Source organism: Devosia sp. YIM 151766 (assembly GCF_030285925.1).
Lineage (GTDB): Bacteria > Pseudomonadota > Alphaproteobacteria > Rhizobiales > Devosiaceae > Devosia.
Map to the genome: position 1 here is coordinate 2,472,068 of NZ_CP127251.1, position 11,373 is coordinate 2,483,440.

Consider the following 11,373-nt stretch of genomic DNA (forward strand, 5'->3'; position numbering starts at 1 on the left):
CAAGCCCAGAAGGACGCCGTCCTTGCCCCTGCCCGAAGAAAACTACATCACGGTCATCGCCGAGACCTATCGCTTGCTCGGCGACCCCACCAGGCTCAAGGTCCTGCTGACCTGCCTCGAAGGCCCCATCGCCGTCGGCGACATCGCCAAGGCCACCGGCGCCAGCCAATCGCTGGTCAGCCACCACCTCCGCCTGCTCCGCGCCGCCCGCCTCGTCCGCGGCACCAGGCGCAACAAACAGGTCTTCTACGAAGCCGCCGACGACCACATCGCCAATATGCTCACCGACATGCTCGACCATGCGATGGAAGAGCATGATGGGGGCGAGGACGACGAGGCGTAGATAAGGGTGAGCATCGGATCAGGGCCATTGATGGGCTCAGATGGCGAACGGGCATAACTTCATTCCGGACCAGCGGAAATCACAGGGTGACAGCCGAACGGGGCGGCTCCATCGCCTCCCTCCCCTTTAAGGGAGGGATTGAGGGTGGGGGTGTCGGAGCCAGGGCGAGGCTGCCGGTTGTGTAGGAACCGCAGCACCCCCACCCCGGCCCTCCCCTCAAGGGGGAGGGGGCGAAGGAACCGCAGGACCTTTCATGAGCACCAGCAAGCAGCCGCGTTCGTCTTGCGGAGGGGTTCCGATCCTGCCGCGCTGTTGCTCTCGGCAAGGCTCCACATTCATCCTTGACTTTATCATATGAACGAGTATTCATATATGCATCTAAGAAAGATGCCATGATGTCCGCGCCTGACCCCCACCATCATCACCAGCATTCCGGCCATGCTCATGACCACGATCATGCCGGCCATAGCCATGCGCCCAAGGTCAGCGCCGGCAATGAGCGCGCTGTGCTGATCGGCCTGCTGCTGACCGGCAGCTTCATGCTCGTCGAATTAATCGGCGGCGTTCTCTCCGGCTCGCTGGCCCTGATCGCCGATGCCGGCCATATGCTCACCGATACCGTGGCCCTGTTCCTCGCCTGGCTGGGTTTCCGGCTCGGCCGTCGCCCCGCCGATGCGCGCCGCAGTTTCGGCTATTCGCGTCTCGAAGTACTGGCCGGGCTGATCAATGCCATTACCCTCTTCGCGCTGGTCGCCTGGATCGCCTATGAGGCCGTGCAGCGCTTCCTGGAGCCGCAGGAGGTTCTGGCCGGCCCTATGCTCGTGGTCGCCGTCCTGGGCCTGCTGATCAACCTGCTGGTGTTCCGCATCCTCTCCACCGCCGATGCCGACCATGTGAACATCAAGGGCGCGCTGCTGCATGTGCTGGGCGACCTGCTCGGCTCGGTCGGCGCCATCGCCGCCGCCATCATCATCTGGCTGACCGGCTGGATGCCCATCGACCCGATCCTGTCGGTTCTGGTCAGCCTCTTGATCCTGCGCAGCGCCTGGGCTCTGCTGATGCGCACCTTCAACATCTTGATGGAAGGCGCTCCCGACGGCTTCGATCCGGCGCAATTGCAGCAGGAATTGCTGGCCAATATTCCCGGTCTCGCCGGCGTCGGGCACCTGCATGTCTGGTCGCTGTCATCGGGCCAGACCATGGCGACGCTGGAAATTCAACTGGCGCCGAGAGCCGATCCGGCCAAGCTAACCGCCGCCGTGCGCGACGCCCTATGGCGGGAACACGGCGTCAACCACGCCACTATCGAAATCGATTGGAGCGGTGAGGGCGCCGCCTGCCCGGCGCAGTCTCCCGGCGGCTCGGCCTGATCGGCCGCTCTGGCAGCACGGCTATGATTCTGCCGCATAATGCGCCGCGGCCATTCCCGCCGCTCGTCCGGTAGCGAGGCACGCCGTCAGCAGATAGCCGCCGGTCGGCGCCTCCCAATCCAGCATCTCGCCGGCGACGAACAGGCCCGGTGCCGATTTCAGCATGAACTGCTCGTCCACCCCATCCCAGGCGACGCCCCCGGCCACCGAGATCGCCTCGGCGATCGGCCGCGCGCGCTTGACCGGGAGCTTGAGCGACTTGATCCGCTGCGCCAGCACCGGCGCGGCGAGGCCGGCTATGTCGGGCACCAATTCACGCAGCAGGCCCAGCTTGACGCCATCGAGCCCGGCCCCCTTGCGCAGCCTGTTGGCAAAGCTGGCCTTAGCCGGCTGGCGCTCGAGATCACGGCACAGCCGGTCGAGGCTCCGCCCCGGAGCCAGATCGAGTTCCAGCGCGGCTGGCTCGCCCCGCTCCAGCGCCTCGCGCAGTGCCGCGGAATGCGCGTAAATCAAGCTCCCCTCGACGCCCCAGGCGGTGACCACGAATTCACCCGGCATTCCTCCCAGCGCGCTCCGGGCGGTCACGGCCTTGACCGGTGCGCCGGCGAATCTTTCGACAAAGACCGGGCTCCAATCGGTTTCGAAGCCATTATTGGCCGGCCGGAACGGCGCCACGCTCACGCCTTTCCCTTCAAGAAATGGCAGCCAGGCGCCATCCGAACCCAGTTTCGGCCAGCTCGCCCCGCCCAATGCCAGCACCACGGCGTCGAAGGTTTCGGCCGGCCGGCCATTCGGCGTGTCGAACAGCAGGCGATCGCCCTCGAACCCGACCCAGCGATGCCGCGTGCGGATTTCGACACCCAGTTCAGCCAAGCGGCCGAGCCAGGCCCGCAGCAGCGGCGACGCCTTCATCGCCCTGGGAAAGACCCGGCCCGAGGACCCGACGAAGATCTCCACCCCGAGCCCGGCGCACCATTCGCGCACCGCCGCGCTGCCGAAATGGTCCAGCGCGGATTTGAGCCGCAGGCGCCCTGCCCCATAGCGGCCGAGCAGCGCCTCATGGTCCTCGGCATGCGTAATGTTGAGCCCGGACTTACCCGCCATGAGCAGCTTGCGGCCGACGCTGGGCATCGCCTCGAACAGGGTCACGCCCGCGCCCTTCCGAGCCGCGGCTTCCGCCGCCATAAGCCCCGCCGGCCCACCACCCACAATGCCGATCCGTCCTGCGCCCATATCCGGCTTTCATCTGTCCAGTTCGGCCCCGCCATAGCATGACCTTAGGCAAAGATCGCCATTCGCGGCGATTTCGCCCGTTAAGTTTCGCCTAAGAGCTTCTTGGCTATCATTCCCCCGATAGGAGATGGGGGATCTCTGCGCATGCGCCTTCTGGTCGTCGACGATAGCCGATCGAGCCTGGCCCTGATCGGCTCCATCGTCCAGGAGACGTTGGGGGACAAGCCGGAGCTTTGTCTCAGTCCGCTCGCGGCGCTGGAAAAATGCGGCACCGAACAGTTCGACCTCGTCATCGTCGACCATATCATGCCGGAAATGGACGGGGTCGCCTTCACCGGGGCCCTGCGCTCGCGTCCCGCCTATCGCACTGTGCCGGTGATCATGGTCACCTCCGACATGGACAAAGATCTTCGCATCGGCGCCATCAAGGCCGGCGCCACCGATTTCCTGCATAAGCCTTTCGACCGCATCGAATTACAGGCCCGGGTTTCCAACCTGCTGGCTCTGCGTCAGGCGCAGGTGGAACTGGCCGACCGCGCCCAATGGCTGACCCGCGAAGTCGAGCGCGCCACCGCCCATCTGCTGGCCCGCGAGGAGGAGATCATCTACCGCCTGGCCCGGGCCATCGAATATCGCGATGGCGATACCGGCGAACATGTTTCCCGCGTGGCCCAGATCAGCCAGATTATCGCCGAGGGCATCGGCCTGCCGCCCGATCGCTGCCGCATGATCTATCTGGCCGCCCCCCTGCACGATATCGGCAAGATCGGCATTGCCGACGCCATCCTCTCCAAGCCCGGCAAGCTGACGCCCGAGGAAATGACCATCATGCGCGAACATGTGAGCATCGGGGCACGTATTCTCGAACGCGGCGATTCCGACCTGATCCGCACCGCGGAGCTGATCGCCCAGAGCCATCACGAGAAATGGGACGGCACCGGTTATCCCGACCGCTTGGCCGGCACCGACATTCCGGTCGAGGCGCGCATCGTGGCCCTGGCCGATGTCTTCGATGCCCTGTGTTCAGAGCGGCCCTACAAAGCCGCCTGGCCGATCGAAAAAGCCTATGCTGAAATCGTCCAGTGCGGCGGTAGCCATTTCGATCCGGCCTGCGTCGCCGCCTTCGAGGCCAAATGGGCGGACATCCACACCATCATGCAGGGCGAGCCGCCCCTCAAGGCCGCTGGTCTCTAGACCTGACCAATCGTTCCCGCCTCCGGACCGCCGCGCGGGACGATTGCCGAATGTGTCCTGCTGCCTGATCTTGGCAAGCGAGCCCTGGCATCGCCGGCTCCACCGCTGAATCAAAAATATTACATTTGGTTTTCTTGCGTCTCGATTCTGAATCGACTCGCAGGGCGCCAGAGTCAATTCACCCATGATTCAAGAACAGGGAATGATGTATCATATGTATTTCCAGTTTAACTAATAATACTTGCTATGAAGGTTTTTAAAACATTTCAAGAAGTAACCGTCGGTTAAGTAGTGAGTGCGAATATAGTAACAAGCCGGATGGGAATACGGCGAATGGAACCAGTTCACTGCAACAAAGCGGGTCAGGTACGCGCCAGTCCTATTTTCGGCTACCGATTCCCAGAAGGCACTTACGGTAGAAAGACAGAATGTCGCCCATTACAAGCAGCCAAACCCGGTCAGGCTCATGACCGGGACACCAATCCACACGCACCTATTGTCGGGTGATGCCGGCATCAAGTTCGCGGCGGACGTCGCAGCCGGCCTCGGCGCAGCCCTCAAGAGCCACCAGGCCGTCAGCGTCGACACCCGGTCCCTGACCGCCGCCGATCTCACCACCGTGCAATCGCTGATCGCCGCCCGCGTTTCCGCAGAGGCGCAGGGCCGGACCTTGCTCATGGCCGCGCCGGTGAGCCCGGCGCTGCACGCTGTCCTGAGCGATGCCGGCTTCCTGTCGCCCGCCCAGCCCAACCGGGGATTCTGGGCCATTTCCTCCGATCAGCCTTAAGGACGCAACGGCATGAGCAAGACCATTCTGACCATCGATGATTCCGCTTCCATCCGGCAGATGGTGTCCATGACGCTGATCTCGGCCGGGCTCGACGTCATCGAGGCCGCCAATGGCGCCGAAGGCTATGACAAGGCCATCGCCAATACAGTCCACGCGATCCTGACCGACCTCAACATGCCGGTCCTCAATGGCATCGAGTTCATCAGGAAATACCGGCAGCACCCCGCCAGCAAGGGCGTGCCGATCATCCTTTTGACCACGGAATCCGACGAAGAGCTCAAGCGCCAGGCCAAGGAAGCCGGGGCCACCGGCTGGATCGTCAAACCCTTCAAGCAGGACCAATTGCTGGCCGTCATTAAAAAGGTGACAGGCGCATGAACATCTCAGACCCCACCGAAACCTTCCGGCAGGAAGCCCGCGAACTGCTCGACCAGCTCGAAGCCGGCCTGCTCGATCTGGCGCAGGACCCCGCCAATGACGACCTGATCAATTCGTCCTTCCGGGCGCTGCACACGATCAAGGGCTCGGGCGCCATGTTCGGCTTCACCGCCGTGGCCGAATTCGTCCATGAATTCGAGACCGCCTTCGACCGGGTCCGCAAGGGCCAGAGCCAGGCCGATGCCGCGCTGATCCAGGTGGCGCTCGACGCCAAGGATCATATCCACCTGCTGATCGAGAGCCCCGAAACCCGGGTCGAAGGCGGCGACAGGATTCTCGCCCATCTGCGGAACGTCGTCGAGGGCGGTCCGGCCGAAGCACAGGAAACACCAGCGCAGCGGCGCGTATCTGAACCGCAGGCCCCTGCCCCGGCAAAGGCATCCAGGTTCTGGCGGCTGGTCTTCTATCTCCCCGCCGACGCCTTGATCTATGGAACCAATCCGCTGCTGCTGCTCGATGAATTGGCGGAGATCGGTCCCACCAAGGTGACCGCGCTGACCGACCGCGTACCGGAACTCGGCATCCTCGATCCCGAAGTGCCCCATATCGGCTGGCAGGTCGATATCGAGGCCGACGATCCATCCGGCGCCATCGACGATGTCTTCCTGTTCCTGCGCGACAATATGGAACTGACGCTGACGCCATTGGACAATCCCGACACATCTCCCGCCGAAGCCGCACCGGCTGCCGCCGCGCCGCAGCCTAAGGAGCCGGCGCCGCGCCCACGCCCGAGCGACAAGCCGGATGGCGCCCCGGCCGCGACCTCGCTGCGCGTCCCGGCCGAACGGCTGGACGAGCTCATGGACCGCGTGGGCGAATTGGTGATTGCCCAGGCGCGCCTCAGCCAGATCGCCGCCCTCAGTTCCGACACCGCGCTCAAGACCATCGCCGAGGAACTGGAGCGTTTGTCCTCGGGCCTGCGCGATACCACTATGGGCATTCGCATGGTACCCATCGGTTCGCTATTCGGCCGTTTCCGCCGCCTCGTGCACGACCTTTCCGGCGAGCTCGGCAAGCCGATCGAGTTCATCACCTCCGGCGAGGAAACCGAGCTCGACAAGACCATGATCGAGCGCCTCGCAGATCCATTGGTGCATCTCATCCGCAACGCGGTGGATCATGGCCTCGAAAGCGAGGAAAAGCGGCGGGCCTCCGGCAAGCAGGCCCAGGGCAGCGTCCGTTTGTCGGCGGTGTATTCGGGCGCGGAAGTAACCATTGCGGTCAGCGATGACGGCGCCGGCCTCGACGCCGCCCGCATCCGCGCCAAGGCCGAGGAAAACGGCATCATCGCTGCGGACAGCAAGCTGACCGAACAAGAACTTTATCAACTGATCTTCGCACCGGGCTTTTCCACGGCCAATGAAGTGACCTCGCTTTCGGGCCGCGGCGTCGGCATGGACGTGGTCAAGCGCACCATTGACGGACTGCGCGGCACCATAGAGCTGTCGACAATTCCCGGCCAGGGCACCACGGCGACGCTCCGCCTGCCGCTGACCCTGGCCATCATCGACGGCATGCTGGTGCGCGTCGGCAATGGCCGCTACACCATTCCCTTGGCTGCCGTGGAGGAATGCGTCGAGCTACCCGAAGGCATCGAGGCCCATGCCAAGGGCCGCAACTTCCTCGATATCCGCGGCGCGCTGGTGCCCTATCTGCGGCTGCGCGAGGTCTTCGGCACCACGGCGCCGGCCGAGCAGCACCAGAAGGTGGTGATCGTCTCGTCCGGAGAAGGCCGTGTCGGCCTCGTCGTCGACCAGATCATCGGCAACAACCAGACGGTCATCAAGCAGCTCTCCAAGCTCCACTCGTCGCTCAAATCCTTTTCCGGGGCCACCATTCTCGGCGACGGTTCGGTGGCGCTCATTCTGGACACCGCCCATCTGGCGGCGTCCGGGCAGGCCTATGTCGACCATTCCATCGCCGGGAGGGCAGCATGAGTGCGCCTGATACACCGATGAACGCGCTCACCATTCGCCTCCAGGACGAATTGTTCGCCGTCGAGGCTGGAAAGGTGCGCGAGATTCTCGATCTCGTCCCCATCACCGAAGTGCCCAATGCGCCGCCTTATGTTGGCGGCCTCATCAATGTGCGCGGGCGCGTCGTGCCGCTGGCGGACCTGCGGGTCATGTTCGGCATGGAACGGCCCGAACCGGACGAGGATACCCGCATCGTCGTCATGGAAGTGGACATAGATGGCGAGCCGACCATTGCCGGCATCCTCGCCGACAAGGTGCATGACGTCACCGATATCGAGACCGCGTCCATCGAGGAGGCTCCCAAGGTCGGCATGCGCTGGCGCCCCGAATTCGTCAAGGGCATCGGCAAGCGCAATGGCGGCTTCATCATCATTCCGAACATGGAACGGATTTTCGAAACACAGGGCGGCAGAACCCCGCCCTTGGCAGCATCAGAAGAAAGGCCAGCATCGTGAGACTGACTATCAAGACAAAACTGGCGGCGACATTCGTTGCCGTGGTTGCGCTGTCCGGCGCCAGTATGTTCCTGGCTTTGCAGGGCTTGGGAACGATCAACCAATCCATGGACACGGTGATCAATGGACCGGTCCAGCGCTCGCAGCAGCTCAAGGAAATCCAGGTCGAGCTCACCGCCCTGTCCAACAATATGCGGGCCATGCTGCTCAGCAATGAGGATGCGGAACTGATCACGCGGCAGGCCGCCATGCAGCAGAATTTTGACGAGCTGAACGCTGTCGCGCACGATCTGGCCGGCAGCTTCACCAATGTCGACAATGCCAGCGACATGCAGAGCTTCATCGCTACGCTCGATACCTATTGGGCCACGCTTGGCGATGCCAGGGCCGAGGCCATGAAGAATACCGATACGACGGCTTTCGCCATCACCACTTCGGAAGGCAGCGCCGCGATCACCGCCGTCGAAAACACCATGGGCAAGCTGCTGCCCGCCCTGTCGCAGCGCGTGATGGCCGGCGATGCCTCGGCTTTCCCCGCCTATGAGGCCGCCAGCACCCTCTTCCTCGACGCCAGCGACGTATTCCGCCAGCACCGCAATGTGCTGCTGGCGTCCAGCAACCCGGCCAAGCAGGATGAATGGTTCGGCGACTTCGACGGCGTCTATGACCGCATGCAGCCCAATATCGACCGGCTAGCGCGCCTGGCAGGTCCGTCCGAAGCCGCGCTCGTCTCCGAATTGCGGTCCGATTTCGACGCCATGTTCACGGCGATGGAAAAGGGCAATACCATTGCCATCCAGCGCTCGCAGTTCAACGCCACCGAAATCGTCGACAAGATCGGCGCGCCGCTGCGGGCCGAGGCCGTCGCCACGATCGACCGGATCGTTGCTCGCAACGAACAGACCGTGGCCACCGCCCTCGCCGAGGCCAATACGCTTTATGAACAGAGCCGCCTGTTCCTGATCGCGCTGCTGATCGGCTCGGTCATCATCGCCGCGGTCGCCGCCACCTGGATCGTGGTTTCGATCACCCGGGCCATGAACAGCGCCGTGCGCCTGGCCACCGACGTGTCGAATGGCGATCTCAGCGCCACTGCCGATCTCAAGTCCGACGACGAGGTCGGCGATCTGATCAAGGCCCTCAACGCCATGACCGCCAAGCTGCGCGAAGTGGTCTCCGAGGTGACCGCCGCCACTCATAACGTCACCGCCGGCAGCCAGGAAATGTCGGCTACCGCCGAGCAGTTGAGCCAGGGCGCCACCGAACAGGCATCCTCGACCGAAGAGGCCTCGGCCTCGATGGAGGAAATGGCCGCCACCATCAAGCAATCGGCCGACAATGCCTCCCAGACCGAGAAGATCGCCCGCCAGTCCGCTGCCGACGCCATCGCCTCCGGCGAAGCGGTGAACAATGCCGTCGCCGCCATGCAGACCATCGCCGAAAAGATCATGGTCGTGCAGGAGATTGCCCGCCAGACCGACCTGCTCGCCCTCAACGCCGCGGTGGAAGCCGCCCGCGCCGGCGAACATGGCCGTGGCTTCGCCGTGGTGGCTTCGGAAGTGCGCAAGCTCGCCGAACGCAGCCAGGCGGCGGCGGCCGAAATCTCGACCTTGTCCGGCACCACGGTCAAGGCCGCTCAGTCGGCCGGCGAGATGCTCGGCCAGCTCGTGCCCGACATCCAGCGCACGGCGGAACTGGTGGAGGAAATCTCCGCCGGCAGCCGCGAGCAGAATGCCGGTGCGGCGCAGATCAACACCGCGATCCAGCAGCTCGACAAGGTGACCCAGCAAAACACCTCCGCCGCCGAGGAAATGTCCTCGACCGCCGAGGAACTGGCCAGCCAGGCCGAGCAATTGCAGGCCGCGATCAGCTATTTCCGCATCGAGGCGGGCGCCATGCCGGTGACGGCCAATAGCCCGGCCAGGTCATCCGGCGACCTGAAGCAGGCCATCCTGGCCAAGGCGCCGCATATGCGCCGGTCCGGCCAGGGCAAGATGGCCCAGGGCGGCGGTTTCGACCTCGACCTCGACGGCGATGATCACGACGATCTCGACAGCGAGTTCACCCGCCGCGGCGCCGCCTGATCGACGGTGCTCCGATCCCGGCCGTCCAGAAGGCTGGCCGGGATCAGCCGTCCATCTCGCGCCGAGTAATAGGGAAAACGTCATGGCCGAACGATCGCAATATGTAACCCTGGGCGTCGGCGAGGAAATGTTCGCCGCGCCCGTCAGCCGCGTCCAGGAAATCCTCGACATGCGGCCCATAGCCCGCCTGCCCCGCGCCCCGGAAAACCTGCTCGGCATGATCGACGTGCGCGGGCAGGGCGTACCGGTACTCGATCTGCGCCTGACGCTGGACATGGCCGAGGCCGCGGATACCGAAAACACCCGTATCGTGGTGCTCTCGGTGACGGGCTCGACTGGCGAGGTCATCCTCGGCCTGCGGGCCGACCGGGTCTTCGAGGTCACGGTGCTCGACAGCGACGAACTCGGTCCGCCGCCGGCCATCAAGGCCGGCTGGAGCGGGCATTGCATCGAGGGCATCGGCCGCCGCAATGGCAGATTCGTCACGGTGCTCAATCTCGACCGCTTGCTCGGCGAGGTCGCGGATCTGGCCGGCCAGGCCGCATGATCCACCCGCCTCATCGGCTGGCTAGTCCATGCCCGCCGCTTTTATGAGTATCCGGAGTTCGCCTTGTCCAATCTTGCCCGAGCCCTGCCCGTATCCGCCGACCCCGACCATTTGAGCACCGCCGACTTCCAGCGCATCTCCAGCCTGATCGGGGAGCAGGTGGGCATCCGCCTGCCCCCGACCAAGCGGCTGATGGTGGAGGGCCGGTTGCGCAAGCGCATGCGCGCGCTCGAACTGAACAATCTGCGCGCCTATGGCGACTACCTGTTCCGCCAGAACGGGCTGGACAGCGAACTGCCCTTTCTCATCAACGCCGTCACCACCAACAAGACCGATTTCTTCCGCGAGCCCGAGCATTTCCACCTGATGGAGAAATTGCTGGTGCCCGAATTGCTGACATTGCGCGCCGGCGAGCGCAATCCGCAACTCAAGATCTGGAGCGCCGCCAGTTCGACCGGTGCCGAAGCCTATACCATCGCCATGGTACTGGCCGACATGGCGGCGCAACGCCGCGATTTTCGCTTCGCCATCCTGGGCACCGATGTTTCCACCGAGGTTTTGGCGCAAGGGCGCCGCGCCGTCTATCCGGCCGAGATGATCGCGCCCGTGCCGCAAACCATGCAGTCGCGCTATCTGATGTTCGCCCGCAAAGCCGGCATCCGGCCCGATATCCGCATCGCGCCCGAATTGCGCCGGCTGGTGCGGTTCGGCCGGCTCAACCTCATGTCGGATACCTATCGGGTCGATCGGGACGTCGACATCATTTTCCTGCGCAATGTGCTGATCTATTTCGACAAGCCCGACCAGGCAGCGGTCATTTCCCGCCTGATCGGCCATTTGCGGCCCGGCGGTTACCTCTTGCTTGGACATTCCGAGTCTATGGTGGGGACATCCATCACCATGCGGCAGGTTGCCCCGTCGGTGTTTCAGAAGATCTGAGTCC

General features: G+C 64.0%; 11 protein-coding genes. 10 read left to right on the plus strand and 1 reads right to left on the minus strand.

The window, feature by feature from the left end; genetic code table 11:
* Positions 1-22 precede the first annotated feature (22 nt).
* Both O9Z70_RS12185 and O9Z70_RS12190 read left to right on the plus strand, forming a co-directional pair.
* Complete coding sequence (locus O9Z70_RS12185; protein WP_286019719.1) at positions 23-343, plus strand: ArsR/SmtB family transcription factor; 321 nt, start codon at positions 23-25, stop codon at positions 341-343.
* 392 nt (positions 344-735) lie between these two features.
* The gene (locus O9Z70_RS12190) at positions 736-1,713 is read left to right on the plus strand and encodes a cation diffusion facilitator family transporter (RefSeq protein ID WP_286019720.1); all 978 of its coding nucleotides are present in this window, start codon (positions 736-738) and stop codon (positions 1,711-1,713) included.
* A gap of 21 nt (positions 1,714-1,734) precedes the next feature.
* On the opposite strand, the gene O9Z70_RS12195 is transcribed toward O9Z70_RS12190, so the two are convergent.
* The gene (locus O9Z70_RS12195; protein WP_286019721.1) at positions 1,735-2,946 is read right to left on the minus strand and encodes a TIGR03862 family flavoprotein; all 1,212 of its coding nucleotides are present in this window, start codon (positions 2,944-2,946) and stop codon (positions 1,735-1,737) included.
* A 144-nt stretch (positions 2,947-3,090) separates the two neighbouring features.
* Between O9Z70_RS12195 and O9Z70_RS12200 the strand changes: the two genes are divergently transcribed.
* The 8 genes from O9Z70_RS12200 to O9Z70_RS12235 all read left to right on the plus strand — a co-directional run bounded on the left by O9Z70_RS12200 (position 3,091) and on the right by O9Z70_RS12235 (position 11,369).
* A complete protein-coding gene (locus O9Z70_RS12200; RefSeq protein ID WP_286019722.1) occupies positions 3,091-4,140 on the plus strand; it encodes an HD domain-containing phosphohydrolase in 1,050 nt (349 codons plus the stop codon).
* Positions 4,141-4,606: 466 nt separating this feature from the next.
* The gene (locus O9Z70_RS12205) at positions 4,607-4,927 is read left to right on the plus strand and encodes an STAS domain-containing protein (RefSeq protein ID WP_286019723.1); all 321 of its coding nucleotides are present in this window, start codon (positions 4,607-4,609) and stop codon (positions 4,925-4,927) included.
* 12 nt (positions 4,928-4,939) lie between these two features.
* On the plus strand, positions 4,940-5,308 hold the full coding sequence (locus tag O9Z70_RS12210) for a response regulator (RefSeq protein WP_286019724.1): 369 nt from the start codon (positions 4,940-4,942) through the stop codon (positions 5,306-5,308).
* The gene (locus tag O9Z70_RS12215) at positions 5,305-7,305 is read left to right on the plus strand and encodes a chemotaxis protein CheA (protein WP_286019725.1); all 2,001 of its coding nucleotides are present in this window, start codon (positions 5,305-5,307) and stop codon (positions 7,303-7,305) included. The genes O9Z70_RS12210 and O9Z70_RS12215 overlap by 4 nt, the downstream gene beginning before the upstream one ends.
* The gene (locus tag O9Z70_RS12220; RefSeq protein ID WP_286019726.1) at positions 7,302-7,799 is read left to right on the plus strand and encodes a chemotaxis protein CheW; all 498 of its coding nucleotides are present in this window, start codon (positions 7,302-7,304) and stop codon (positions 7,797-7,799) included. Before O9Z70_RS12215 ends, O9Z70_RS12220 begins: the two co-directional genes overlap by 4 nt.
* A complete protein-coding gene (locus O9Z70_RS12225) occupies positions 7,796-9,883 on the plus strand; it encodes a HAMP domain-containing methyl-accepting chemotaxis protein (protein ID WP_286019727.1) in 2,088 nt (695 codons plus the stop codon). The genes O9Z70_RS12220 and O9Z70_RS12225 overlap by 4 nt, the downstream gene beginning before the upstream one ends.
* A gap of 82 nt (positions 9,884-9,965) precedes the next feature.
* A complete protein-coding gene (locus tag O9Z70_RS12230; RefSeq protein ID WP_286019728.1) occupies positions 9,966-10,430 on the plus strand; it encodes a chemotaxis protein CheW in 465 nt (154 codons plus the stop codon).
* Between the two features lie 63 nt (positions 10,431-10,493).
* Positions 10,494-11,369 carry a CheR family methyltransferase gene (locus O9Z70_RS12235; protein ID WP_286019729.1) on the plus strand — a complete coding sequence of 292 codons (876 nt, stop codon included), beginning with the start codon at positions 10,494-10,496 and terminating at the stop codon, positions 11,367-11,369.
* The last annotated feature ends 4 nt before the right edge of the window (positions 11,370-11,373 follow it).